At 55.5% G+C, this 23,390-nt stretch carries 24 protein-coding genes and 3 tRNA genes; 18 read left to right on the forward strand and 9 right to left on the reverse strand.

All coding sequences use genetic code 11. From position 1 onward, the window contains the following. Positions 1 to 9: 9 nt before the first annotated feature. The 5 genes from ACN08V_RS00285 to ACN08V_RS00305 all read right to left on the reverse strand — a co-directional run bounded on the left by ACN08V_RS00285 (position 10) and on the right by ACN08V_RS00305 (position 3,989). Positions 10 to 660, reverse strand: coding sequence for a response regulator transcription factor (locus tag ACN08V_RS00285; protein WP_419104111.1), 651 nt, complete (start codon positions 658 to 660; stop codon positions 10 to 12). A 12-nt stretch (positions 661 to 672) separates the two neighbouring features. Then, positions 673 to 1,830, reverse strand: a complete 1,158-nt coding sequence (locus tag ACN08V_RS00290) for a sensor histidine kinase (RefSeq protein WP_419104112.1) — start codon at positions 1,828 to 1,830, stop codon at positions 673 to 675. A 22-nt stretch (positions 1,831 to 1,852) separates the two neighbouring features. Continuing rightward, the gene (locus tag ACN08V_RS00295; RefSeq protein WP_419104113.1) at positions 1,853 to 2,029 is read right to left on the reverse strand and encodes a hypothetical protein; all 177 of its coding nucleotides are present in this window, start codon (positions 2,027 to 2,029) and stop codon (positions 1,853 to 1,855) included. A gap of 138 nt (positions 2,030 to 2,167) precedes the next feature. Beyond that, positions 2,168 to 3,400 carry a hypothetical protein gene (locus tag ACN08V_RS00300; RefSeq protein ID WP_419104114.1) on the reverse strand — a complete coding sequence of 411 codons (1,233 nt, stop codon included), beginning with the start codon at positions 3,398 to 3,400 and terminating at the stop codon, positions 2,168 to 2,170. A 253-nt stretch (positions 3,401 to 3,653) separates the two neighbouring features. Continuing rightward, positions 3,654 to 3,989, reverse strand: coding sequence for a hypothetical protein (locus ACN08V_RS00305; protein WP_419104115.1), 336 nt, complete (start codon positions 3,987 to 3,989; stop codon positions 3,654 to 3,656). 381 nt (positions 3,990 to 4,370) lie between these two features. On the opposite strand from ACN08V_RS00305, the gene ACN08V_RS00310 reads away from it, so the two are divergent. The 3 genes from ACN08V_RS00310 to ACN08V_RS00320 all read left to right on the forward strand — a co-directional run bounded on the left by ACN08V_RS00310 (position 4,371) and on the right by ACN08V_RS00320 (position 7,964). After that, the gene (locus tag ACN08V_RS00310) at positions 4,371 to 5,774 is read left to right on the forward strand and encodes an FAD-dependent oxidoreductase (RefSeq protein WP_419104116.1); all 1,404 of its coding nucleotides are present in this window, start codon (positions 4,371 to 4,373) and stop codon (positions 5,772 to 5,774) included. A 155-nt stretch (positions 5,775 to 5,929) separates the two neighbouring features. Then, complete coding sequence (locus ACN08V_RS00315; protein WP_419104117.1) at positions 5,930 to 7,267, forward strand: TrkH family potassium uptake protein; 1,338 nt, start codon at positions 5,930 to 5,932, stop codon at positions 7,265 to 7,267. Then, entirely contained in the window at positions 7,260 to 7,964 is a 705-nt protein-coding gene (locus ACN08V_RS00320; RefSeq protein ID WP_419098947.1) for a potassium channel family protein, read from the forward strand. Before ACN08V_RS00315 ends, ACN08V_RS00320 begins: the two co-directional genes overlap by 8 nt. A gap of 11 nt (positions 7,965 to 7,975) precedes the next feature. Here the strand turns inward: ACN08V_RS00320 and ACN08V_RS00325 are convergent, their stop codons facing one another. Continuing rightward, a complete protein-coding gene (locus ACN08V_RS00325) occupies positions 7,976 to 9,319 on the reverse strand; it encodes a D-arabinono-1,4-lactone oxidase (RefSeq protein WP_419104118.1) in 1,344 nt (447 codons plus the stop codon). A 258-nt stretch (positions 9,320 to 9,577) separates the two neighbouring features. On the opposite strand from ACN08V_RS00325, the gene ACN08V_RS00330 reads away from it, so the two are divergent. The 7 genes from ACN08V_RS00330 to ACN08V_RS00360 all read left to right on the forward strand — a co-directional run bounded on the left by ACN08V_RS00330 (position 9,578) and on the right by ACN08V_RS00360 (position 12,890). Continuing rightward, complete coding sequence (locus ACN08V_RS00330; RefSeq protein WP_419098949.1) at positions 9,578 to 10,588, forward strand: universal stress protein; 1,011 nt, start codon at positions 9,578 to 9,580, stop codon at positions 10,586 to 10,588. Positions 10,589 to 10,960: 372 nt separating this feature from the next. After that, positions 10,961 to 11,033, forward strand: a tRNA-Glu gene (locus tag ACN08V_RS00335). A 50-nt stretch (positions 11,034 to 11,083) separates the two neighbouring features. Continuing rightward, positions 11,084 to 11,157: transfer RNA gene (locus ACN08V_RS00340), tRNA-Asp, on the forward strand. Positions 11,158 to 11,219: 62 nt separating this feature from the next. Next, positions 11,220 to 11,292, forward strand: a tRNA-Phe gene (locus ACN08V_RS00345). A gap of 222 nt (positions 11,293 to 11,514) precedes the next feature. Then, positions 11,515 to 11,745, forward strand: a complete 231-nt coding sequence (locus tag ACN08V_RS00350) for a helix-turn-helix domain-containing protein (protein ID WP_419104119.1) — start codon at positions 11,515 to 11,517, stop codon at positions 11,743 to 11,745. A gap of 4 nt (positions 11,746 to 11,749) precedes the next feature. Continuing rightward, positions 11,750 to 12,337, forward strand: coding sequence for a hypothetical protein (locus ACN08V_RS00355; protein WP_419104120.1), 588 nt, complete (start codon positions 11,750 to 11,752; stop codon positions 12,335 to 12,337). Continuing rightward, on the forward strand, positions 12,324 to 12,890 hold the full coding sequence (locus tag ACN08V_RS00360; protein ID WP_419098952.1) for a hypothetical protein: 567 nt from the start codon (positions 12,324 to 12,326) through the stop codon (positions 12,888 to 12,890). Before ACN08V_RS00355 ends, ACN08V_RS00360 begins: the two co-directional genes overlap by 14 nt. A 73-nt stretch (positions 12,891 to 12,963) precedes the next feature. Here ACN08V_RS00360 and ACN08V_RS00365 read toward each other — a convergent pair whose 3' ends face one another. Next, positions 12,964 to 13,767, reverse strand: a complete 804-nt coding sequence (locus ACN08V_RS00365; protein WP_419104121.1) for an exodeoxyribonuclease III — start codon at positions 13,765 to 13,767, stop codon at positions 12,964 to 12,966. A gap of 199 nt (positions 13,768 to 13,966) precedes the next feature. Then, positions 13,967 to 14,737: a nuclear transport factor 2 family protein gene (locus ACN08V_RS00370; RefSeq protein WP_419104122.1), complete on the reverse strand. Its 771-nt coding sequence runs from the start codon at positions 14,735 to 14,737 to the stop codon at positions 13,967 to 13,969. A gap of 229 nt (positions 14,738 to 14,966) precedes the next feature. Between ACN08V_RS00370 and ACN08V_RS00375 the strand changes: the two genes are divergently transcribed. Genes ACN08V_RS00375 through ACN08V_RS00390 form a run of 4 tightly spaced genes read left to right on the forward strand, consistent with a single transcriptional unit; the run spans position 14,967 to position 18,343 of the window. Further along, on the forward strand, positions 14,967 to 16,079 hold the full coding sequence (locus ACN08V_RS00375) for an ABC transporter ATP-binding protein (protein WP_419104123.1): 1,113 nt from the start codon (positions 14,967 to 14,969) through the stop codon (positions 16,077 to 16,079). Beyond that, positions 16,076 to 16,750, forward strand: a complete 675-nt coding sequence (locus ACN08V_RS00380; RefSeq protein ID WP_419098955.1) for an ABC transporter permease — start codon at positions 16,076 to 16,078, stop codon at positions 16,748 to 16,750. Before ACN08V_RS00375 ends, ACN08V_RS00380 begins: the two co-directional genes overlap by 4 nt. Continuing rightward, a complete protein-coding gene (locus ACN08V_RS00385) occupies positions 16,747 to 17,403 on the forward strand; it encodes an ABC transporter permease (RefSeq protein ID WP_419098956.1) in 657 nt (218 codons plus the stop codon). Before ACN08V_RS00380 ends, ACN08V_RS00385 begins: the two co-directional genes overlap by 4 nt. A gap of 4 nt (positions 17,404 to 17,407) precedes the next feature. Then, positions 17,408 to 18,343: an ABC transporter substrate-binding protein gene (locus ACN08V_RS00390; RefSeq protein WP_419104124.1), complete on the forward strand. Its 936-nt coding sequence runs from the start codon at positions 17,408 to 17,410 to the stop codon at positions 18,341 to 18,343. Between the two features lie 112 nt (positions 18,344 to 18,455). Here ACN08V_RS00390 and ACN08V_RS00395 read toward each other — a convergent pair whose 3' ends face one another. Then, positions 18,456 to 19,901: a glyceraldehyde-3-phosphate dehydrogenase gene (locus ACN08V_RS00395; RefSeq protein ID WP_419104125.1), complete on the reverse strand. Its 1,446-nt coding sequence runs from the start codon at positions 19,899 to 19,901 to the stop codon at positions 18,456 to 18,458. A 239-nt stretch (positions 19,902 to 20,140) separates the two neighbouring features. On the opposite strand from ACN08V_RS00395, the gene ACN08V_RS00400 reads away from it, so the two are divergent. From ACN08V_RS00400 to ACN08V_RS00415, 4 genes are read left to right on the forward strand one after another with little or no spacing between them, the layout of a single operon-like run. Continuing rightward, a complete protein-coding gene (locus tag ACN08V_RS00400) occupies positions 20,141 to 21,085 on the forward strand; it encodes a carbohydrate kinase family protein (RefSeq protein WP_419104126.1) in 945 nt (314 codons plus the stop codon). A gap of 58 nt (positions 21,086 to 21,143) precedes the next feature. Further along, positions 21,144 to 21,665, forward strand: coding sequence for a YbhB/YbcL family Raf kinase inhibitor-like protein (locus tag ACN08V_RS00405; protein ID WP_419098963.1), 522 nt, complete (start codon positions 21,144 to 21,146; stop codon positions 21,663 to 21,665). A gap of 11 nt (positions 21,666 to 21,676) precedes the next feature. Further along, positions 21,677 to 22,510, forward strand: a complete 834-nt coding sequence (locus ACN08V_RS00410; protein ID WP_419104127.1) for an HAD-IIB family hydrolase — start codon at positions 21,677 to 21,679, stop codon at positions 22,508 to 22,510. A gap of 26 nt (positions 22,511 to 22,536) precedes the next feature. Further along, the gene (locus tag ACN08V_RS00415) at positions 22,537 to 23,346 is read left to right on the forward strand and encodes a glycerophosphodiester phosphodiesterase family protein (protein ID WP_419104128.1); all 810 of its coding nucleotides are present in this window, start codon (positions 22,537 to 22,539) and stop codon (positions 23,344 to 23,346) included. Positions 23,347 to 23,390: the final 44 nt, after the last annotated feature.

Raw genomic sequence — 23,390 nt, forward strand, 5'->3', positions numbered from 1 at the left:
GGCGCGCTTCTAGCCGTAGACCGGGAAGTTGTGGTGGCCTGCGTGAACAAGGAGCTGGGTGCGGGTGGCTACACCCAGCTTGTCGTAAATGCGGGATAGTGCATTTTTGACGGTTGAGAGTGAGTAGTGGAGTTCTTCTGCTATCTCTTGATTGGTTTTACCTAGGCAGACTAGCTTGACGATGCCCTGTTCGGTTTCTGTGAGTTCGCTCCAGGGGTCCCCCTGGGGCGGTTCTGTCATATTCATGGAGATTACCAGGCTGGCTAGCGCCCGGCGGTCGATGATGGCGCGCCCCTCAATAGCTGCGGTGATGGCCTGTTTGATTTCTCGTGGCCGGGAGTTCTTGAGCAGGTAGCCGTCTACCCCGGCTTGGAGGGCTTTGCGGACGTAGTCGTAGCTATCAAAGGTGGTGATGGCGATAATTTTGGTGTCGGGGTAGGTGGCAAGGATCTGGCTGGTAGCTTGGATACCGTCCAGGCCGGGCATGTGTAGGTCCATGAGGAAGACCTGGGGGCGAGTGTTGGTTGCCAGTTCTATGGCTTCTTGCCCGTTGGTGGCTGTGCCTGCCAGGTGTAGGTCTTCTTGGCTCTCGATGTAGAGGCTGAGCAGTTCGAGAATTTCGGGGACGTCGTCGGCTACGGCCACGGTTGTTGTCTTCATGCTGGGCCTTTCTTAGTCAGTAACCAGGGGTAGGTTGATGGTTAGCCGCCAGGTCTGGCCCTCTACTCCGTAGTTGATGGTTCCGCCCAGCCTGCGGATGCGTTCTTGGATCCCGACTAGCCCGTAGCCGGTGCTGGGCGAACGCTTTTTCTTGCCGGTGATAGCCGGTAGGGGGTTGCTGGTGGCGATGGTGATACCGGTGAGGTTGGGGTGGGCTGTCACCTTTATAGTGCTGCCGGGCGCAGCATATTTTTCGGCGTTAAAGCGAATCTCTTCAATAACCTTGTGCAGGGTGGGGCGTACGCCTTCGGGAATCTCTGTGCTGGCTAGGTCGATGTGAGCATCCACCGTGAAGCCCTTGCTGGTCAGGCGGGCAATGGCCTGGTTGATGGATTCTTCAAGGTTGATGGTGACAGGGGATACCTCTGGGAGTGCCGTGATGCTGTGGTCTGCCCTGGTTGCTTGAATGAGTAGGCGCATATCGGCTAGGGCCCTATGGGTTTTTTCTTGAATGGTTGTGAGTGCGGTGTCTTTAGCATCCAGGGTGGGGGCGCTGAGTGCCTGGTTGGTGCTGAGCCCAATGATGCTGATCTGCCGGGCTATGGTGTCGTGGAGTTCGCGGGCCAGTGCTCTGTTGGCTTCTGCTACCTGTTCTTGGAGTTGCTTGTATTTGCGGTCGCTGGCTGTTTTCTGTTCCCAGGCTAGGCGCAGGCTAAAAGGGAGGCCGAAGAAGATAAAGAAGAGCGAAATGGCGACGATTATTGTGTAGACCATGCTACCAACCATGAAGCCATTGGAGAGAGCAATGCAGAGTGAGATTGCCAGGGCTAGTGCCTGCCGGGAGCTTGCCAGGAGTACTGCTAAGGGAAAACCAAACATACCCAGGAGAAAAAAGAGTTCGGATACCTGGTCGTTGAGGGTAAAGGCGGCGATAGTGATGATGCCAAAGATGTAGGCCGTGGGCAGGGCCCGGGCTGAGACACTCAGAGCGAGAGCTAGAACTAGCAGAAGGCAGTAAGCACGTACTAGAGCTTCGTCCGCTGGGGCGGTGAAAGCTAAGAAGATTTCGACAGCTAGCAGAGCAACAGTAATGATGAGAGCTGCTCTTTTGGCCTTGGGTGGGAGCCGAACCTCTTGGAGGTGCCTACCGGTTTCTAAAAGACTGTGCATCAGTAATGGCGGGAAAAATTGTTTACGCTTTCCAGCACCAGGGGAAGAGTCTAGAAATTCCCCGGTCGCACCTGATAGCTTCTGGGTCATTTGAGCTAGATACCAGAAGCCCCTGAGCGGGTAGCTCTGCGGCTGAGGCTGCGGTGGGGGCGGTGAAGGTGCTGGTCAGGGTGAGCAGGGCCAGAGCTAGGTATTTCATAGGTACTCTCTTTTTAGGTTATGTCTATCACCAGGTAATTCTATGGAGGCTCTGATGTCAAGGAGGGCAGGTGATAGTACAACCTTTATTCTTATTCCCTTGATTTCTGTTGCTCTGAATTTTTGGCGGGGCGAAGACCTAGAGCTTGAGTGCTTTATCTAGGTTGGTAATCACCATAGCCGAGGGGAACTGGTATTTTTTGTCTACGTTTTTGTAGTCGGGTAGTTTGGCGTGGGATTCCATTTCTCCGGTGGTGAGGTTGTAGCGGTAGAAGTCTGTATCGCGCCCAAAGCGGGGAATGGAGTGGAAGAGGTAGTCTTCCTCAAAGTAAATGAGTCCCGGTGACTCGGTCTTGGGGTCAAAGCCTTCTAGGGTGAAGAGCAGCGTGTTGTGGGCGGTTGCAAGGTCGGTGCGCACAACGTCACCATTGACCAGTATCCAGTAGAGACCTCCCTTATAGGTGTATTTTTCAAGTAGGGTGCCACCCCACATATCATCTGTTCTCCGAATGGCCCGGTCACCGGTGATATTGCGCTGTTCAATTTTTCCGGTTGCGGTGTCATATGAGATTAGCGTGGAGCCGTCATGGTCGCCGGGACCCCCACCGTAGGGGTCGGTGATTTCTGGTTTGAAATTATCAGTAATGTAGTAGAGCACCTTGTCGTAGCAGTTGAGGGCGGTGCCAGGAATCACCATACGGTCTTGGTTAATGGTGGCTATGGGGTCTGCCTTAAACTCGGGATAGATCTGTAGGATTCCTTGGGGTGCATTAGAGGGGCCGTACCCGCTATCGGTCGACGTTGAGTAGGGGTCAGTCATGGCCCAGACGCTGCCATCCTCGCACTGGGCGGCATAGTTGACATAGTGATGCAACGGGTGGACGGTGCGCTTGTTACCCTGGGTGACAATGACATCCCAGAGGTAGCCTTTCCCATCGTCAATGACCCCCTGATTTGCTAGGGCAACCATGCCTCCTCCCCGGTCTTGGGGGATACCGAACATGAGCGGAATACGGGGTACTTGGTGATCCTGGTGCTCAGCGGTGGCGAGGCCCTTGGGGGTGAGAGCGTAATCGGTTTGGTAGTCGGTGTAGTAGAGGGTCTGGTCTCGGTAAGTAAGCCTGGAGTGCTCCATGCCATCGGTGGCGACATCTGTCCAGGTCTTGGTGTCTGGGTTGTAGAAGAGGATGCTACCGCCGGGGTTATTCTCAAGCCCCCCGGCTGAGCGGTAGTCGGTTGACATGGAGTAGGCGATGACGCTGTTGGCTAGTTGCTCTTCGGGTGGGGTGGTGCTGATTTGTTGGTTGCCGTGGGTGCAGGCAGTAAGAAGGAGGAGGGCGGCGACTAGCGATGCGGTAGATGACTTTTTCATGGCTGTACCTTGTAGAAGTGGTGGTGCGTGGGCACCTTAATCCAGGTGCCCACGCACTGTTGACGAGAAATGCGGAGTCTAGGAGCGGGTCTCGTACCAGGTGGTCCAGCGGGAGTTAGCAATATCTGCCGGGTAGACTCCGGAGCCACCGTTAGAGTCTAAATCTACGTTGGGATCTGTTGATTTATAAGCCGCCCAGACCAGTTGGGAGCAGTTATACCTACCGCGCCTTACCCATAGCTACTTTTCTTGCTCATCCACCTGAGTTGAGGTCTGCTTGCCCTGCCTGAGAGTAGCTGGCAGTTTCGTGTGGAAAGGTATTGGTGCTGTAGCTTCGGGACTCATCTGCAACCCGCTGGGCGGCTTGCTCCAGGGTGAGGCCCTGCTCCTGGGCATATTCCTGAAGCCCCTCCAACATCTCAGCGCGGATAGCCTGGTCGTTGGCCTCTGCCCCTACCGAGGTAACAATATAATCAAGGTTCTGCTCAAAGGTGGTTTCTGCCCCTGCTGGTGCTATCCTCGACAAGCAGGTGAGGGTAAGTGCGGTAAGGGCAAATAAGCCGATAGCTTTCTTCTTGAAGGCTGGCATGAGAGTCATCTCCTAGGGGAGTGCTGCAGTTTTCGGGTTACAGAAAAGAGATAGTTTCTGTAATCTGGAATATACTCCTTTGATTATGAGATTCAATACATTGTGTGAAACATAGTACTTAAGTCCTGACTTTTCAGATCCCTCTTGATGTTCTGCCCACATGCGAGCAAGGACAGTAAGGAGTGTGTCTTGAAAACTTCGACAAGGGCAGTTGCTCAGTGCTCACACTTTAGTACATATGTCTTCCTGAAAAGCGCTCAAGCTGAATTGACGGCTTATAAGGTTAACCTAACCCAGCCCCCAGCGGTAGACTAATGGGTAATTGTGAAAAACGTCCTCAGCCGGTCAAGTCCACAGCCACCGGCGCCGAAAGGAAAACCCGTGTCCTCAGCCCCCCGCGCCCTCCGTGTTGCCGTCATCGGCGCAGGCCCCGCCGGTATCTATGCCGCCGACATCCTCACCAAGTCCGAAGAAGTCCGCTCAGGCGATGTCCCCGTAGCCATCGACATCTTCGACCGCTACCCGGCCCCCTTCGGCCTGATCCGCTACGGCGTAGCCCCCGACCACCCCCGCATCAAGGGCATTATCAAAGCCCTGCACAAGGTACTAGACCGCGGCGACATCCGCTTCTTTGGCAACGTAGACTACGGCACCGACGTGACCCTGGCAGACCTAGGCAAGCACTACGACGCCATCATTTTCGCCACCGGTGCCATCAAGGACGCCTCCCTGAACATCCCCGGTGTTGAGCTGGATGGCTCCTACGGTGCCTCCGACTTCGTCTGCTGGTACGACGGCCACCCCGACTACCCCCGCACCTGGCCCCTAGAAGCCAAAGAAATCGCTGTGCTCGGTAACGGCAACGTGGCTTTGGACGTTGCCCGCGTGCTCTCCAAGCACGCCGACGACCTGCTGGTTACCGAAATCCCCGACAACGTCTATCAGGGCCTTAAAGCCTCACCCGTCACCGACGTTCACGTCTTTGGTCGCCGCGGGCCCGCCCAGATCAAATTCACCCCCCTGGAACTGCGCGAACTAGCCCACTCCCGAGATGTAGACATCGTGCTCTACGAAGAAGACTTCCAGTTCGATGATGCCTCCCGCCAAGCCATGGAAACCAACGCCCAGACCAAGGTCATGATGAAGACCCTCAAGGGCTGGCTAGAGGAGCAGAAGGAAAACCCCGGCACCGCCTCCCGCCGCCTGCACCTGCACTTTTTGCAGGCGCCTTCAGAGATCCTGGGTGAGGACGGTAAGGTCACCGGTATTCGTATGGAACGCACCCAGCTCAACGGCAACGGTGGCGTTACCGGCACCGGCGAGTTCATCGACTACCCCGTCCAGGCCGTCTACCGCGCCATCGGCTACTTCGGCTCAGAACTACCCGAGGTAGGCTACGACTCCGAACGCGGCGTAATCACCAACCGAGAGGGTCGCGTCATTGACGACAGCGATGTGCCCGTCCCCGGCCTCTACGCCACCGGCTGGATTAAGCGCGGCCCGGTTGGCCTGATCGGCTCCACCAAGTCCGACGCCCTCGAAACCGTCACCCACCTGCTTGAGGACCGCGAGAACCTTTATACTGCAGAAGCTACAGACCCCGCCGACATTGAGAACTTCCTCAAGGGCAAGGGCATCCGCTACACCACCTGGGAAGGCTGGCACCGCCTGGACGACCACGAAAAGGCCCTGGGTGCAGCGGCAACCGATGCCGCCGGTGAGCCTCGCGCCCGCATTAAGGTGGTAGACCGCGAAGAAATGACCGCCATCTCTCGCGCAGAGTAAAACCGGGTGTGCCCTCTCCAATCAGTTCCCTTGGCCCCTGGAGAGGGCACCCCTAGGCCTTCGCTATCAAGAGGGTCTAGCCCCAAAGACACGCCCGGAGGATATTTTGTGGCTACTTCAGCCCTGAGCAGGTAACAGTACCTAAGATAAACCTTGTGCTACGTTCTTCCCGAATCAACCCTCAGCGCAGTGTTTTTTACGGTTTCCTCTCTGTAATCCTGATGGGCACTGTTCTCCTGCTCCTGCCTATCTCCCACCTGGACCCTTCTTCCACCAGGGTCATTGATAATCTTTTCACCGCTGTATCAGCAACCTGCGTGACCGGACTTTCAACCGTGGATACCCCCAACTACTGGTCAAACACGGGTTTAGTCATCATCCTGATTTTGATTCAGGTGGGCGGCCTGGGGGTTATGACCCTGGCAACGGCTATTGGTGCCTCGCTCCAGGGCAGGCATCTAGCATTCAGCGCCAAGCTCAGAGCCTCTGCAGAAGTGCGAGGCAACGGCCTCTTCAACATGCGCAAAGCCGTGCTTGGCATCGTTAAAACATCCCTGCTTTTTGAAGCCTGCGGTGCCCTTGCCCTGACCCTACGCTTTCACTGGGGTTACGATATGCCCCTAGGGCAGGCAACCTGGTACGGAGTCTTTCACGCGGTATCCGCTTTCAATAACGCAGGCTTTGCCCTCTACTCCGATAGCTTGATGGGTTTTAACCATGACCCCTTCATTCTTCTACCCATTAGCTTTCTGATTATCCTGGGTGGCCTGGGGTTTCCCGTGCTCATGCAACTACGCCGTTACGGCTCTAACAGGCGGCTGTGGCGTATGGGAACCAAGCTTGTTATCTATGGGACGCTTCTGCTTTTGAGCGTAGGCACCCTTGGGTTCGCTATCCTGGAATGGAACAACCCGGGCACTTTAGGCCCTATGAGTGCCTCCCAAAAAATTCTCAATAGCTTCGCTCAATCTGTTTCTACCCGAACAGCAGGCTTTAGCAACCTGGATATAGCCCAGTTCCACCCGGCAACAACCATGTTCGTTGACCTATGGATGTTCATCGGGGGAGGGCCAGCAGGAACAGCCGGCGGCATCAAAATTACAACCTTCGGTGTGCTTTTCTTTTTGATGCTTGCGGAGATCCGTGGCCAGGGGGCAGTAAACATCTTCGGTAAGCGTCTATCACGTTCGGTTCATCGTGAAGCAACCACGGTGCTCCTGTTAGGTTGTGCTTTTGTCTTTATCAGTATTTTTGCCCTGGAGCTCATCACAGATTTTACCAGTGACCAGCTCACCTTTGAAGCTATCTCCGCTTTCGCTACGGTGGGCCTGAGCACCGGAATCACCCCCATGATGCCAGATGCCGGCAAGGTTATTCTGATCGTTCTTATGGTCATAGGCCGGGTGGGTCCAGTTACCGCAGCTGCCGCCTTCGCCTACCGCCGTAAACCCGTCAACTATGAGTTCCCCAAAGAAAGGCCCATCATTGGTTAGCAAGAAGAAACTCTCCTTTTTTAGCCCAGAGCTGGTCAGCGAGCGTAAATCGGTAGCTGTCATAGGTCTGGGGCGTTTTGGCCAGTCGGTAGCCTTAGAACTTATGGAAGACGGTGCCGAGGTACTGGGTATTGATAGTGACCCCGGCGTTGTTCAGCAGTTGAACGGCCGGCTCAGTCACGTTGTGCGAGCCGATGCAACCCAAGAAGAAGCCCTAGAGCAGCTCGACATCTTAGATTTTGATCGAATTGTTGTGGCTATTGGCAACCACCTGGAATCCAGTATTTTGGTCACTTCTTACTTAATCCGGCAAGGGGTCAAAAATATCTGGGCCAAGGCCGTCTCAGATCAGCACGGTATTATTCTGCAGCAGCTAGGGGTAGAAAAAGTCGTTTTCCCCGAACGTGACATGGGTAAACGCGTTGCCCACCTGCTCCAGGGGAGCCTGAAAGAATACATCCAAATTGATAGCAACTGCGTAGCGGTTTTATCTGCAGCTCCACAAGGCTTTGTCGGTAAAGAGATCTATACCAGGTCCCTGCTTAAGGAGCACGGGATCGCAGTTACTGCCGTCAGAGACTCAAAAGGAACCTGGCACCATTTACCCGATAATTTCCCGGTTGAGTCCAACGACACGATCCTTTTTTCTGGGACGCCCCAGGCCGTTGAACAGTTCGCTCGGAACTATCTGCAGTAAAAGGTTCACAACTAGCCCTCAAGGAGCACCCTGTGCAGGTGGGGGTTGAGGAAGATCCCCCGGGGGTCCAGCTTGGCGCGCAGCTCTACAAAGTCCTTGAAGTGCGGGTAGAGCTCGGCTAAATCGTGAGCGCTCTGGCTGTGGAACTGCCCCCAGTGGGGGCGTCCCCCGTGCGCCTTGAAGATAGCCTCTAGGGGGCTAAAAAGCTCAGCCTGGGGTTGCCGCCAATAAGAGCGCGCGGAAACATAGAAAGTCTCACGCCCATAAGCTGGGGAGAGCCAGATATCGTCAGCGGCCGATGTGCTTATGACGAGCGGGTAAGAGCTCTGTACGGGGCTTCCCTTACAGTGGGCGCGGATATCAGACATGAGCTCGCTGAACTGGGATATATCGAAGGCATATTCCATAGTGCTGTGTCGCACGGTACGGTGAACGGTGAATACGCGGGCAGAGTAGTCTGCGTAGCGTCGGTTGCCCTTACCCCAGTTAGAGACCTTGTTCAGGGCAGGCTGGAGGGCAGGAGCCTTAGCGCCCAGGTAGCTGAGGGCAGAGAACATCCCGTTATTGAGCAGGTGGTCCCCGCCGTAGCGGCGGGCCTGGCTGACCGCTGCACTCGCAGGCATGTAGCCCTCGGTCAGCAGCGCCAGACGGGTGAGCCTGCGGGTGCGAACCTCAGCGGAGCCGGGGAACCAGCTGAACTCGTAGTGATCGGATCCGTGTGCGCGTTCGGTAAAGCTATGCACAATGTCGGTGTAGGAGTGGCCGCGTTCTACCGCATGCAGGCGGAATTGGGGAACCACCGCGAAGGTAATTTCTACGATGATGCCCAGGGCACCCAGACCGCAGAGGGCTGCCTTAAAAAGTTCTGGATTCTCCTGTACTGAGCAGGTGATGAGCTGACCTGAGGCCCCTACCAGTTTGAGTTCGGTTACCTGGGTAGCAAAAATACCGTAATCTACACCGGTGCCGTGGAAACCCGTTGAGATAGCACCGGCCAGGGTCTGCTCATCGAGCCTGCCCAGGTTGCTGAAAGCAAGATTGTAGTAACCCAAGATTTGATTGGCTTCGCGCACCGTGGTTCCTGAGCGAAAGGTGGCGGTAAGGCCCTCGGTGTCTACCCGCGTGAGGCCTGTGAGGTAGTCAAGTTCAAGTAGAGCATCGGTGGGCTGGGCTATAGCGGATGAACTGCGCCCCCGGCCTACTACCTTGAGGCGCTGGCCGGTTGCACCTGCATGCTCGATACATTCCTGCAGTTCGGGTATGGAACGGGGCCGGAACAGGCCGGTGGCCTGGGCCTCGTGCTGGCGGGCCCAAGTGCTCCAGGCCAGAGTGCTGTTTTGCGGGGTATCTGCCATGGTTTTCCTCTTATCTTGCTTCCTAGTGCATATCTTCGCACGATTAGTCAGGCTCTTACTAGCTGTTTGCTGAGTCTTTGCAGGGGCGGTTATCAGTAATGGTGAAAGGAGCGGGTAACCTGCCCGACCTGTCCCTGTCATGATGTGAAATAGGGGGATAAATGTGAGCGCACCCACTAAACTTTAAGTAGGACCCCAGCAGGGCTACCGGTAGACCGGCTGGCAGAGCGGGGTCGTCGTGAATCTAAGGAGATGACCATGACCGAACGCGAACTCACCTTCGGCGAAAAAGCAGTAGCCAGCCGTGACAACCTATCAGAAGTCGCCCAGGCTTCCGGGGAGATTATTGTAGGCATCGATGGCTCAGAGCAGAGCTATGGTGCCCTTCGCTGGGCGGTCCATGAGGCCGAAATTCGCAAGGTGCCGGTCCGAATGGTTACCGCCTACTCTCTGCCCGTCTTTACCGGTACCGGCTTTGACGCGGGTTATTCCATGGTCGATGAGCAGGCCCTGACCGATGGTGTCGCTCAGATTCTTGACGAGGCCCACTCCCGCGTTGGCGACACCAGCGTAGAACTGCGTGCCACCGTAGAAACCGGCGATGCCACCGCTGTCCTGCTTGAGCTCTCCAAGAAAGCCGAACTGATGGTGGTTGGCTCACGTTCACACGGAGGCTTCCTGGGTCGCCTGCTGGGTACCGTTTCAACCTCCCTTCCCGCTCATTCGCACTGCCCCACTATCGCTGTGCCCCAGTCTTACGCCGAGAAGATTGAGGGCGACCCTGAGATTCTGGGCCGTGGCCGTTCTATCGTGGTGGGCTCTGATGGCTCCGATGAAGCCCGCCTAGCTATGATGCAGGCGGCTGACGAAGCCTCGCGCCGCGGAGTCAAGCTGACCCTGGTCAATGCCCTGGCCCCCTACACCGGTGCGCTGAACTGGGTGCCCGCTGCCGTTGACTTTGAGGCACTTTACCGCGAAATCGCTGATCTTCAGCGTAAGGCTGCCGAGTGGATTCGTGGCTACTTCCCCCAGCTTGAAATTGAGTTCAAGCTGATTGATGGTTCGCCCGTTCAGGTTCTGCTTGAAGCTGGTAAGGCTGCCGACATGATCGTTGTAGGTACCCGTGGACGCGGCGGTATCGCCGGCATGATTCTGGGTTCAACCTCCCAGGGCATCCTGCACAACACTCAGGTTCCGGTCATGATTGTTCCGGAGATTGACGATCCTCGCATTAAGGAAGCCCCTGACGCAGGTATTAGCTGGGGTTAAGAACAGTCGCTAACTTCTGGTTAGAATCCCCGGTAGGGGAGTAAGCTAGAGGTAGAAAAGGCAGGACAGCTCCCGCCGTAGCATTTTCCGCAGTGAAGATGCTCCGACGGCGCTGTTCTGCCGTCTTTTTTAAAAAAGTTGAAAATTTTTTGTGCCCCCTATTGGAAATACCAGAATATGCCTTTGACAAGTTGTTTTAGGTGCTTTGGGGATTTGATTTCACTCATTTTTGTGTCGGAGAACACCGGTTTTTTAGCTCCAATAGGGGGTTTTGAGGGTTTCTCGATTTGCACGCCTTTTAGAAGTCGCGTAATGTATTACTTGTTCGAGCGACGGGCCAAGGGAACGAGGCCTGGAGCGAGTAGCGAACTAGCCCCTATCGTCTAGCGGCCTAGGACGCCGCCCTTTCACGGCGGTAACACGGGTTCAAATCCCGTTGGGGGTACTGTGAAACTTCGGTTTCACGGCCATGTTAGAATTTCGGTTCTAGCCTATGGCCCCGTAGCGCAGTTGGTTAGCGCGCCGGCCTGTCACGCCGGAGGTCGCGGGTTCAAGTCCCGTCGGGGTCGCTCCGACCGCGTAATTCTCACTTGTGGGGAAGGCGCGGTTGTGGCATATCTAAGGTATGCCTGGCTCTGTAGCTCAGTTGGTAGAGCGTGCGACTGAAAATCGTAAGGTCACCGGATCGACGCCGGTCGGAGCCACGAAATCCACTCTCTAGGCTTCTACGTGAGAGTGGATTTTTTACTTTAAACCTTTAAGCGCCCTATCTTCCTTGCGGAAGGTGGGGCGCTTTTGTGTGCCCCTGGGGGGGTGGCGCTTCTTGGTCTGTCTTTCTGCTCTGTTGCATATCGAAAAACGATATGTCACACTTTAAGCATATTGAAAAACGATATGTTTCTGTGTGGAAAGGAGAGTAGCCGGCAATGCCACCCCTTGAAGAACACCGCGTGACATGCCATTTGGATTGTTTGCTCTTGGACAGAGGAATGAGCTTGGTTGAACTCTCAGAAAAGGTGGGGGTTTCTGTGGCTAACCTATCGATTCTTAAAAATAACCGGGCACGGGCGGTGCGGTTTTCCACGCTGACTGCTCTCTGCGAGGTGTTGGACTGCGCCCCGGGTGACCTCTTTACAATCGACGAGGAAAGGAACTAGTCCTATGAGGCAAATCAAAAACTATCTAGGCTTAGAAGCACAGAACCCACAACCTGAGGAACACGCTTTCTCTCTTCCGTTGGTCTATAGCGCTGTTGTGTTCGTGCTTTTTATATGGCTCATTGTCATGCAGTGGCCAGAGGCTGGGATTCCTTCCCCTCTACACCGCTACAACCCGGAACTTGACGGTGGAATCAACTGGGTGGAAGACTCCCCGCTTGGGCAAGGTACTAGAGTGCTTGCCTGGGCGGCTTTTGCCTGGAAATTTAGCATGTACCTGGTAGTAACAGCCCTGCTCTACAGGTTGGCTCGTATTTTCTACACTAAGGCACACTTTGGTACCCAAGCTCTTGCTCTTTTGAGGGCGGCTCAGGTAGTCCTGCTAGGGGGAATGATCGTCTACTCGCTCCTGACAGCTTTTCTAACGCGGGCTGTGGCAAATGATTATGATCTGCCGGACATCCACAGCGAAAGCACCTTTTTCTCTGACCAGGGTCTGCTGACCCTACTCTTTGTGGCAACTCTCTTCTTTATAGAAGGCGCCCTGCGCCGCGGTCTCACTCTCCAGGAGGACTCCGATGCAACCATCTAAAACAGCCAACAGCTTCCAAGAATCATTCAGCCTACCGTTACTGGGCTTTATACTTCTGGCCTTTATTTTCCCAGTGACTATGGTCCTTTACTGGCCCTATCCCTCACAGGAAGCTCTGTGGGTGACCTATGAGTCGGCGCCGGGACAGATAACAACCCTGGACACAGCCTCGCTACCGCTCTTTGTCAAAGTTTTTGCTTGGGTGGACCACGCCCTACCCTCCCTGGGAGCAAGTATCTTTGCTCTTCAGATGGCCCGGGTATCAGCCAACTTTAACGTAGCTGCACAATTTACTCAGAAGTCAGTGCGCTACTTCTACCAGCTCCGTATGATGGTGCTGTGGTGGGGGATTGCTTATGCTCTTGTCCACAATATTATTGTTCTCTGGAGCGTAGAAAACTACTACGTAGGCTACGGCAGGATTACCATCAACGGTATCTGGCTCAACTGGCCAATCTTCTATGCAGTGGTTATCTTCCTAATAGCCGGATTTATGGAAGGGGCCCTAAGCCGTAGCCTCAAACTCCAAGAGGACGTAGACGCCACCATCTAAGAATTGAAAGAAGAGCACCCCGCCCACCCCGTAGCGCTAGCATATCTCCCGGGTTGGCGGGGTGCTCCTGTTTCTAGTTAATCTCCACAACCACCGGGGCATGGTCCGAAGCGCCCTTACCCTTACGCTCCTGGCGGTCAATCTCCGCACCCACCACACGGGCCGCCAGTGCAGGGGAATAGAGCTGAAAATCAATCCGCATACCCTCATTCTTAGGGAAACGCAGCTGAGTATAATCCCAGTAGGTATAAGGCACAGAGGTATGAGGCCGGGCCACATCGACCAGACCCAAAGGCTGATCCAAAAAGGCTTGGAAGGCCGCACGCTCCGGCTCCGTCACATGGGTCATCTGATTCTGGCGGAAGAAATCAATATCCCACACATCCTCATCGTGCGGGGCAATGTTAAAGTCACCTACCAGGGCAAACTGGGCGCCCGGGTCCTGCTCCAACCAGCCCAGCGCCTCCTGCCGGAGCTGACCCAGCCACTCCAACTTATAGGCCATATGCGGGTCGTCCACACCCCGCCCATTGGGCACATACAGGCTCCACACCCGAACCCCACCGCAGGTAGCACCCAAAGCGCGGGCCTCCACCTGGGGTTCCTGCCCCGGCTTACCAAAAGCAGGCTGACCCGCAAAGGTGCGCTGAATATCTTCAAGCCCTACACGCGAGGCAAGCGCCACACCGTTCCACTGCGAAAGCCCAAAATGAGCTACCTCGTAGCCCGAATACTCAAAAATCTCAAAAGGGAAATTCTCATCGGTAGCCTTGGTCTCTTGAAGGGCGAGCACATCCACGTCGCTACGCTCTAACCACTCCTCTACACGGTCAGCGCGGGCACGAATCGAGTTCACATTCCAGGTGGCAATCTTCATGAGTTTAAGGCTAACAGGAACTTCAAACGGAAGCGTCAAGATGGAGAGTAATCAGCAGGCAGGCGGTAGCAAATTGTATGCTGAATTTTTGTTCAGCCTCCCGCTAACTGGCAACCCGTACAAATAATTCAGAGGATAACTATTTACAGGGTGCGCTTTTCATGTGACCCGATGCCTCTGTGCGTGTAAGATTTAAAATTTAGAACTTCCCTGAATTGACCAGATCCTTGTGTGCGGGGATTTTCTCCATGTTATCCCAATGCTCAACGATTCTCCCTTTTTCGAGCCTAAAGATATCAAAAACAGCTAGCTCTTCATCATTAATTGTAACTTTTGAGTACGTAACTACATGGTTTCCCTGGCCTATTATTTTGAATACAAAGTTGTAATGAACTTTTTGTGTGGTTAGCAGTTTTTCTAGCGCATCAACCCCGTTTGGCATGCTCGGATTGTGCTGAATATAATTATCTTCAGAGATGTATTTTCGTATGTGTTCATAATTCTTGTTTTGAAATATATCGGTAATAAACTTACGGACAATAGACTTGTTCTCTTCAGTTTTATCCAGGTCGCAAATATGGAAGTCTCCAAGCACAGGGTCGTTCCCGGATACGGTTTCTTCTGGTGCCTTGTAGGCGGAGATGACGTCCCAGTGTTCAACCAGCTTATCATTTTCATCTGTATCGAACATGTCCGTGGTAACCCATTGAGATTCACCGTTATTGATGTTTTGGTAAACATGAACAAATACGTAGTTACCGTCTTCGAATGCCCGAACAATCCGAATATCTCGTTGCCTTGAGCGTTCTAAGAAATTCTGGAAAAATTCAATGAAGCCTTTCTGTCCATCCTTTACGCCGGTGCTATGCTGAACATAGCGTGAGCCTGTGTAACGGTGAACCGCATTGGTATCACCATCTCGAATGCCTTCCATATAAATTTTTCTTGCATTATCTAATTTTTGAGTCATTTTTTCCCTTGAGTGGTGCTGACGGTTGGTGGATGAATAAAATTTATGGCGAAAATATTTTTTGTGCACTGCGTAAAATTTAAAAGAAATTGTATGAATTATTTTATCATATATATCCTAGATCAATAAATGAAACCTTTCTATATTTCGATTCGTCGCCGCGGAGATATATCCGGTATTGCGCAAAATAACTTTAATGCTAGACTGATTCCCCTTTGAGAGCTAGGCTATGGCTCAGGAAATACCCGCTGCAGAGAGAGCATACATGGTAGGGACACCCGCAATTGAATTCATATCGGTCACTAAAAAATACGGAAACACGGCGGTAGTAGACAACCTTAACCTGTCCATACCCCAGGGGAAAATAACCGTCTTCGTTGGCCCCTCCGGCTGCGGTAAAACAACCTCCCTGCGCATGATCAACCGCATGATTGAGCACACCAGCGGACAGATCCTGGTTAACGGCCAGCCCAATACCGACCAACCCGAGCACCAGCTACGCCGCTCGATTGGCTATGTTTTACAGCAGGCTGGGCTCATGCCCCACCAGACCGTTGTCGATAATATCGCCACCGTACCCCGGCTCAAGGGAACTCCCGCCCGTCAAGCCAGAGAAAAAGCACTGGCTCTACTTGAAACCGTTGGACTTGACCCCTCACTGGCTAAAAAATACCCCGCCCAGCTTTCAGGCGGGCAGGCCCAGCGGGTAGGCGTAGCCCGTGCCCTAGCAGGCAATTCATCCATCCTGCTCATGGACGAGCCCTTTAGCGCTATCGACCCCGTCGTACGAGCCGAACTCCAAGAGAACCTGCTTGCTTTACAAAAGGAGCTCAACCTAACCATCGTCTTTGTCACCCACGACATTGACGAAGCAATCCTGCTGGGCGACTATGTAGCTGTTTTTGCCCAAAGCGGCCACATAGCCCAGTTCGGCACCCCCGAAGAAATCCTGCGCGTACCTGCCAATGACTACGTGGCATCATTTGTGGGGCGAGACAGAGGAACCAGGCGGCTCACCTTTGCCCAAGCAGACGGCCTCACTCTCTACCCGCTGACCTCACCCGAGGTCACCGCAGAGAGCTGGAAGCTACGCGTCACCGACGGCAAACCAGACGGCTGGGAGGCCGCAGGAAAATGCTTCCCCGGGGGCTCACTCTTTATACAGGGCGGTAGCCTGCGCGATGCTCTAGACTCGGCACTCTCTTCTCCCTCAGGCTGGGGCGTAGCTGTAGACCAAACTGGTCATCTACTAGGCCTACTCAAAGCAGAAGACGTTCTCCACGCAACCCGGCAGGAGCGAATCCAGCGTTACGGGATTAAGGGCGAGGGGGACAGCGCATGAGCTGGGCCCTCGATAACCTGGGCTATCTAAGCCGGCTCACCCTCCTGCACCTGCTCCAGGCACTTATTCCACTGATCTTCGGGTTCCTCCTATCACTACCCCTAGCCCGCCTAGCACTCAGCCGCCGTAAAGACGGGCGCTCCACCGAAGGGTACACCCCAGTAGGTAAGCTACGCCGGGGCCTAGTCATCAACGGCTCAGCCCTGCTGTATACCATCCCCTCTCTGGCATTATTTGTGCTCATGCCCCTGGTACTGGGTACCTCCATCACTTCCCCCGTAAATGTCTATGTTGCTCTGACCATCTACGTACTTGCCATGATGGTCAGAAGTGCTGTAGACGCCTTTGAATCTGTCTCACCCGTTACCCTCGAAGCCGCCACCGCGCTGGGCTACACCCCTGCCAGGCGGTTTCTCAAGGTGGAGTTCCCCCTGGCCCTGCCGGTCATGATTGCAGGCCTAAGGGTCGCCCTGGTCGCCAATATCTCTATGGTCTCGGTAGGTGCTGTCATTGGTATCCAGTCATTAGGCACCCTCTTCACCGACGGACTCCGCCGTGACCTACCCGCAGAAATTATCACCGGAATTTTACTGACAGTAGTGCTCGCCCTGATTCTGGACCGAGCCCTTGCCCTCGCCGGTAACGGCCTGACCCACTGGAGGAAGGCATGATTTTCGAACAAGTAGGGCACTGGTTCACCGCCCCCGGAGCCTGGTCCGGCGCCGGAGGTATCTGGCAACGCCTGGCTGAACACCTAGGATACTCGCTAGTCGTCCTGCTGATAGCTGCCGCTATCGCCCTACCCCTAGGAGCCTGGGTCGGGCATACCGGTAAAGGTGAGAACCTGGTGGTTGCTTCTACTGGAGCGCTCCGGGCCCTGCCCACCCTGGGTCTGCTCACCCTCTTCGCCCTCTGGCTGGGCTTGGGCTTCACCGCCCCAGCCCTAGCCCTCATCATCCTGGCTATCGCGCCCTTACTTGCTGGCACCTATGCCGGTATCTCCGCCGTAGACCCCATCACCATTGATGCCGCCCGCGCTCAGGGCATGACCGCCTGGCAGGTTCTGACCCGGGTAGAACTACCCATCGCCCTACCACTGATTTTTGGTGGCATCCGCAACGCTGCCCTCCAAGTTATTGCTACGGTCACCGTGGTCGCCTACATCAACCTGGGTGGCCTGGGCCGCTACCTCATTGATGGCCTAGCCGTCCGCGACTACGCCCGCATGGTTGCCGCCGTCATTCTGGTGGCAGCGCTCGCTCTTGTTGTCGATGCCCTGCTGGCTTTGATTCAGCGCCTACTGACCTATCCCGGATTAAGGTAAAAACATGACTTCATTCTCTTTCTCCCGCCGTTCTTTCTTCACCGGGCTAGGCCTGACCGCCGGTGCTCTGGGTCTGAGCGCCTGCGGCCTGGACGGTTCTAGCGCCTTTGGTAGCGGGGCTCAGGCAGGCACCATCACAGTTGGTTCGGCTGATTTCACGGAGTCTCAGATTATTGCTGAAATCTATGCGGCGGCTCTGAACACCCGTGGCTTTGAGGCCCAAACAGCGCCTGCTATCGGTGCCCGCGAGGCCTACCTTGGGGCGCTGGCTGAGGGCACCGTGACCGTGGTACCCGACTATTCGGGGAACTTGCTTCTCTACTTTGACGCGCAGGCTAAGGCACAAACAGCACAGGAAGTTCTCGAGGCCCTGCCCCAGGCCCTACCCCATGAACTGGCGGTTCTCTCGGCGGCCCCGGCCCAGAACAAGGACTCCCTGGTTGTCACAGCACAGACCGCGCAGGAACGCGGGCTGAACAGTCTGGAAGATTTAGCGGGTTTGAGCGGTAAGCTGGCCCTGGGGGCACCGCCTGAATTTGCCGAGCGCACCTATGGCTTGCCCGGATTGAAAGAAAAATACGGTTTTACTCCCTCTTCCTTCGAACCCATCAACGATGGGGCTGGTCCGCTGACCGTGGCCGCCCTGGCAGATGGGACAGTTGATATGGTCAACCTCTATTCCACCGACCCGGCTATTAAAGCCAACGGGTTTGTGGTGCTCGCAGACCCCCTCAACCTGATTCTGCCCCAGCAGGTTCTACCGGTGGCACATGCCGCTACGCTGTCGGTCGCGGCGGCCAAGGTGCTTGATGAAGTGTCGGCTCTCATCACTACCCAAGCCCTGATTGAGCTCAACACCAGGGTTTCGGGTGAAGAGAAAGCATCCCCCCAGGTCGCTGCTAGCGACTGGGTGAAGGCCAACTTCTCGGCCAAGAAATAGCGCCGTAGGCCCCACTAAACATAAGGTGCCCGCCAGCGCCACCCAACAGAGTGTTGAGGGTCGCGGCGGGCACGGTGTTTTCGAGGAACCGGTTAACTTTTAGAAATAGCCCTTATACGCTCTCGGGGAAGGCCTGAAGACGGCCACCGACCATGCGTTCGAGCACACGAATGACCTGGCAGGAGTAGCCGAACTCGTTGTCATACCAGACGTAGAGAATGGCGTTCTCGTCCCCGGAGGTAATGGTGGCTAGACCATCGACCACGCCGGCGGCACGGGAGCCTACAAAGTCGGTAGAGACAACCTCGTGTGAGTCGGTGTAGTCAATCTGGCGGCGCAGGGGAGAACGCAAGGAGCGCTCCCGCAGCAGGTTGTTGAGCTCGTCCTTAGACCCTACGGGCTTTTCCAACTGCAGGCTCAGAATCGCCATAGACACATCGGGGGTGGGCACACGAATGGCATTGCCGGTCAGCTTACCCTCAAGCTGGGGCAGGGCCTTAGAAACAGCCTTAGCAGCGCCGGTCTCGGTAATAACCATGTTGAGCGCAGCGGAGCGGCCACGGCGGTCACCCTTGTGGAAGTTATCAATGAGGTTCTGGTCATTGGTGAAGGAGTGAACCGTCTCCACATGCCCACGCTTAACCCCGTAGACCTCGTCCATGACTGCCAGCACCGGGGTAATAGCGTTAGTAGTGCAGGAAGCGGCAGAGAGGATCGCGTCCGAATCCTCAATGATGCTGTCGTTTACACCGCAGACAATATTTTTGACGCCCTTACCGGGTGCAGTGAGCAGGACACGTGAAACCCCCTTGGCTTCAAGGTGGCGGGAGAGGCCCTCTTTATCACGCCAACGGCCGGTGTTATCGACCACGATAGCCTTCTCAATACCATAGGCCGTGTAGTCGACTTCCGCCGGGTCGGATGCGTAGATAAAGCGGATGGGGGTGCCGTTGGCAATGATAGTGGAGTTCTCTTCATCGACCCGGATCGTCCCCTTGAAGGCCCCGTGAACCGAATCGCGGCGCAGGAGGGAAGCGCGCTTGTAGATATCGTTATCGGTGTTTTTACGAACGACCACGGCGCGGAGCTTGGGCCCTGCACCCGCTGAACGCTCTAGCAAGATACGCGCCAGCAGGCGGCCAATTCGACCAAAACCATAGAGAACAACGTCCTGCGAGGAAGTTTCGATCTGACCTTTCTTGCCAACAACCGGGGCTAGGGTTTGCCGCAACCATTCCTGGCGGTCGCGGGCACCAGATACCTCAAACTCGCCTTGCAGACTGGCGATGTCGATGGAGCAGGCTCCCAGTTCAAGCTGGCTGAGGGCCTGCAGAAGTGCCAGGGAATCAGCGGGGTTCAGCTCAACATCGTCGAGCTGACGAGCAAAGCGGTGGGCCTTGAGAATCTGAATCACTGACTTGTTAATGAGGCTGTGACCGTGGATTGAAACAACGACCTTATTCTCCCGGTTTAACCTGCCAATGAGGGGAATCATTGCCTCAGCTTCAGCCTCAGCGGCTAGCCACTGCTGGTGGGCGTTCTCGGCGGAGATTGACATGGTGATATGACCTCTTCTTCCTCGATGAGTAGCGTCCTTGAACTCACCGGTTAGTAGCGCGACGGTGCGCTGCTAGCTAGTGTCTGATGGGCGCCAAACCAGATTACAGCCAGGCAAAACCCCTGGATATGGTGGCGCTACAAATCCAGTCTAGCGTTCTTAAGAAGCTCTTTATTTCTGCGCGCAGTTTATGACAAAAAGACTGCTCACGAGACCAAAGAAATGAGTAAACTAAGTTTATGCTTACTGTCATTGGCGAAGCCCTCGTAGATCTTGTCCAGCGCCCCGGCGTAGAGTCCCACGCCCACCCCGGCGGTTCCCCTATGAATGTTGCTGTGGGCGTGTCCCGTTTGGGCCATGAGACCCAGTTTATTGGCCGCTACGGTAGCGATGCCTACGGTGATCTGATTGAGGAGCACCTGCGGGCTTCCGGCGTGATCCTTCCGGTTGGTGCAGATGCCAAGAAGACTTCTGTTGCTCAGGCCAAGACCGGTGAGACCGGTGCCGCTGACTACGAGTTCGACATTGACTGGTCCCTGGATGCAGCTGAAGCTGCCCTTGAAGAGGTAGCTAAGAAGGCGACCGCCGTCCACGTCGGTTCTATCGGTGCCATGCTTGAACCCGGTGCCAGCGCGGTGCTAGAAACCGTGCGCCAGGCCGCGCCTCACTCTCTGATTTCCTATGACCCTAACTGCCGCCCCACCATCGTCACCGATGCTTCTGTAGCTCGGGAGCGGGCTGAAAACCTGGTCCGCTACGCTCATGTGGTTAAGGCTTCTGACGAGGATTTGCTCTGGCTTTACCCCCACCGTGCTCTTGAAGACTCGGCCCGGGCCTGGTTGGATTTGGGCGCCTCCCTGGTGGTTATTACCCGCGGTGAGATGGGGCCTTGGGCGCTGACCCGCAAGACCTCACCCGAAGGCCTTGCCCTGCCTGCTTACCGTGTAGAGGTTGCCGATACGGTGGGTGCCGGTGACTCTCTGATGGCCGCCCTGCTTGCGGCTCTCCTGGATCGTGACATTGAGGGGAAAGATGCCCGTGCCGCCATTGAGCTCTTGAGCAAGGATGACCTCAAAGAGATTCTGGCTTTCTCCGTGGTTGCCGCCGGTATCACCGTTTCACGACAGGGAGCTAACCCTCCCACCCGCGAAGAACTAGACGCTGTACTCTATCCCGGCCAGTAAGCCGGTTACCGCGCCTTGCAGATAGTTTTCTACCCGCCCACTTCAAGGAGGCTCCGCCATGCTTAACCGCCAGCCCTACGCAGATCTGCCCGAGCTGCCGACTTTCACCCTGACTTCTGCCGATGTGGAGGACGGTGCGCCGCTACCTCCGGCCCAGGTCTCCGGAATCATGGGGTGCGGTGGGCAGGACGTCTCACCCCAGCTTTCCTGGTCAGGTTTTCCGCCCGAAACCAAGTCCTTTGTGGTGACCTGCTATGACCCCGATGCCCCCACCCCCAGCGGGTTCTGGCACTGGGCTGTCTCTAATCTGCCAGCAGATGTGACTGAGCTAGCTAGCGGAGCAGCGGAAAATCTGCCAGCAGGTGCGCTGACCCACCTCAATGACGGTGGTACCCGTGGATACATTGGCGCGGCACCACCGGCAGGTCATGGCCCCCACCGTTACATCTTCTGTGTCACCGCTGTTGACGTTGAGCGACTCGACCTGGACCAGAAGGCCAGCCCTGCTGTCGTCAACTTTAATCTCTTCTTCCACGGCATTGCCCGCGCCTTCCTGACGGCGACACACGAAGAGAAATAAAGCACCTGCACATGATCAAGCTGATTGCCAGCGACCTGGATGGGACGCTGATTGGTCATGACTTTAGGTTCCGCCCCCGTACCTTAGAGGCTCTGCATTTGGCAGCAGATGCTGGTATTCAGATCGTTTTTGTGACCGGGCGGCCCCTGCGCTGGATGCAACCCGTCTTGGACCAGCTCGGTTCTGAATGGAACGGTGAGAACTCTTTTGTTTTCTGCTCTAATGGGGCGGTGACCTATGACATTGGCCAGGGGAAGGTGCTTGCAACCCGCACTATGAGCGGCACCGAGACCCAGGCCCTGCACAGCGAACTGGAAAGAGTTTTCCCCGGTTCTCTCTTTATTGCTGAGACCCTGGACCAGGTCTACGTTCAGGGGAAGTATCGGCCACATGAGCAGGAAGACTCTACCAAGATCGTGGAAGGCCCCATAGGGTGCACTCTTGATTCCGAGGCGGGTGTCGTTAAATACCTGCTCTACCGGGAAGGGGCTGCCCCTTCTGCACTCTTAGACCAGGTGCGTGATGTGGTGGGGGAGCGAGCGGCTGTGACCCGCTCTGCCCCCTACCAGCCCCTGGTCGAGCTTGCCCGAAAGGGGCTGAACAAAGGCTGTGTTCTGGCTGACTTCGCGGCTGAGCACAGTATTAGATCAGATGAGGTCTTAGCGTTTGGCGACATGCCCAATGACTTGGAGATGCTAACATGGGCGGGGAAAGGTTACGCCATGGAATCTGGTCTTCCCCAGCTAAAAGAGCAGGTGGGGCGCACCTGCCCGGGGTTCGATCAAGACGGTGTAGCCCAGGTAATTGAAGGCATACTCGCTCATCCCTCAGAAGACCTTATTTGAACTGCGCGTAATAATATACTGGGGTCATGCAGGCACACGCATTTACATCCTTAAAGAGGTACGCCTCTACCTCTATCTATGCTCATAGAGGCTTAGCCCAAACACAGGCAGAGAATACCGATCTTGCTTTTGCGGACGCCCTCAAGGCTGGGGCTGACTGGATTGAAACAGATGTGAACACCACATCCGATGGTGCTGTGGTGGTTTTCCATGACCCTACCCTGGACCGGCTTAGCGATAGCGTCGGCGCTATCAAAGACATGACCTGGGAGCAGGTGCGGGCTGTCGAACTCAAGGACGGTGGCACCGTACCGCTGCTGGAAGGTACGCTTCGGGCTTTCCCCCAAGCCCGTTTTAACATTGACCTCAAAGATGCGGGATCGGCTGAAAGAATCATTCCAGTCCTTTTAGCGACCGGTGCCCAAGAGCGGGTTCGCGTGGCTTCCTTTAGCGAGCGTCGGCTGCGTCAGGCTCACCGCGCGGCGCAGAAGGCAGGTATCAGCCTGAGCATGAGTGCTTCACAACTTGCGGTTTCCCTCTTCTATCTTGCGTCGCGGGTAGCGCCTGGGCTGTGGGCTTCGCTCTTGCCTTTGATCAAGCACCTTTTTCTTCCCTTTGATTCTTTGCAGATCCCGGTCTACTACAGGTTGGCTGGCCGTAACATACGCATTGCCGACAGGGCATTGGTTGAGGCGGCCCACCGCGCAGGCCTGGAGGTCCACGTGTGGATCGTTGATGATCAGCGCACCATGCGGGAACTGATCGCACTAGGCGTTGACGGGATCGTCACTAACCACACAGACGTGCTTGCCAGAATCCTTGGGCGTTCTGAGTAAATAGTTCTTAACCCAAAGGCACCGAACCAAGATAGGTTCAGTGC

The sequence above is a fragment of the Rothia sp. P5766 genome (genome assembly GCF_048513555.1).
Taxonomy (GTDB): domain Bacteria; phylum Actinomycetota; class Actinomycetes; order Actinomycetales; family Micrococcaceae; genus Rothia.

Coding starts and splice junctions, on each gene's coding strand:
- ACN08V_RS00300 (WP_419104114.1), bottom strand. CDS start 3,400: ATGAAAAAGTCATCTACCGCATCGCTAGTCGCCGCCCTCCTCCTTCTT.
- ACN08V_RS00370 (WP_419104122.1), bottom strand. CDS start 14,737: ATGACTCAAAAATTAGATAATGCAAGAAAAATTTATATGGAAGGCATT.
- ACN08V_RS00390 (WP_419104124.1), top strand. CDS start 17,408: ATGACTTCATTCTCTTTCTCCCGCCGTTCTTTCTTCACCGGGCTAGGC.
- ACN08V_RS00305 (WP_419104115.1), bottom strand. CDS start 3,989: ATGCCAGCCTTCAAGAAGAAAGCTATCGGCTTATTTGCCCTTACCGCA.
- ACN08V_RS00375 (WP_419104123.1), top strand. CDS start 14,967: ATGGCTCAGGAAATACCCGCTGCAGAGAGAGCATACATGGTAGGGACA.
- ACN08V_RS00410 (WP_419104127.1), top strand. CDS start 21,677: ATGATCAAGCTGATTGCCAGCGACCTGGATGGGACGCTGATTGGTCAT.
- ACN08V_RS00330 (WP_419098949.1), top strand. CDS start 9,578: ATGACCGAACGCGAACTCACCTTCGGCGAAAAAGCAGTAGCCAGCCGT.
- ACN08V_RS00365 (WP_419104121.1), bottom strand. CDS start 13,767: ATGAAGATTGCCACCTGGAATGTGAACTCGATTCGTGCCCGCGCTGAC.
- ACN08V_RS00405 (WP_419098963.1), top strand. CDS start 21,144: ATGCTTAACCGCCAGCCCTACGCAGATCTGCCCGAGCTGCCGACTTTC.
- ACN08V_RS00400 (WP_419104126.1), top strand. CDS start 20,141: ATGCTTACTGTCATTGGCGAAGCCCTCGTAGATCTTGTCCAGCGCCCC.
- ACN08V_RS00415 (WP_419104128.1), top strand. CDS start 22,537: ATGCAGGCACACGCATTTACATCCTTAAAGAGGTACGCCTCTACCTCT.
- ACN08V_RS00325 (WP_419104118.1), bottom strand. CDS start 9,319: ATGGCAGATACCCCGCAAAACAGCACTCTGGCCTGGAGCACTTGGGCC.
- ACN08V_RS00395 (WP_419104125.1), bottom strand. CDS start 19,901: ATGTCAATCTCCGCCGAGAACGCCCACCAGCAGTGGCTAGCCGCTGAG.
- ACN08V_RS00295 (WP_419104113.1), bottom strand. CDS start 2,029: ATGAAATACCTAGCTCTGGCCCTGCTCACCCTGACCAGCACCTTCACC.
- ACN08V_RS00285 (WP_419104111.1), bottom strand. CDS start 660: ATGAAGACAACAACCGTGGCCGTAGCCGACGACGTCCCCGAAATTCTC.
- ACN08V_RS00360 (WP_419098952.1), top strand. CDS start 12,324: ATGCAACCATCTAAAACAGCCAACAGCTTCCAAGAATCATTCAGCCTA.
- ACN08V_RS00290 (WP_419104112.1), bottom strand. CDS start 1,830: ATGCACAGTCTTTTAGAAACCGGTAGGCACCTCCAAGAGGTTCGGCTC.
- ACN08V_RS00380 (WP_419098955.1), top strand. CDS start 16,076: ATGAGCTGGGCCCTCGATAACCTGGGCTATCTAAGCCGGCTCACCCTC.
- ACN08V_RS00350 (WP_419104119.1), top strand. CDS start 11,515: ATGCCACCCCTTGAAGAACACCGCGTGACATGCCATTTGGATTGTTTG.
- ACN08V_RS00355 (WP_419104120.1), top strand. CDS start 11,750: ATGAGGCAAATCAAAAACTATCTAGGCTTAGAAGCACAGAACCCACAA.
- ACN08V_RS00385 (WP_419098956.1), top strand. CDS start 16,747: ATGATTTTCGAACAAGTAGGGCACTGGTTCACCGCCCCCGGAGCCTGG.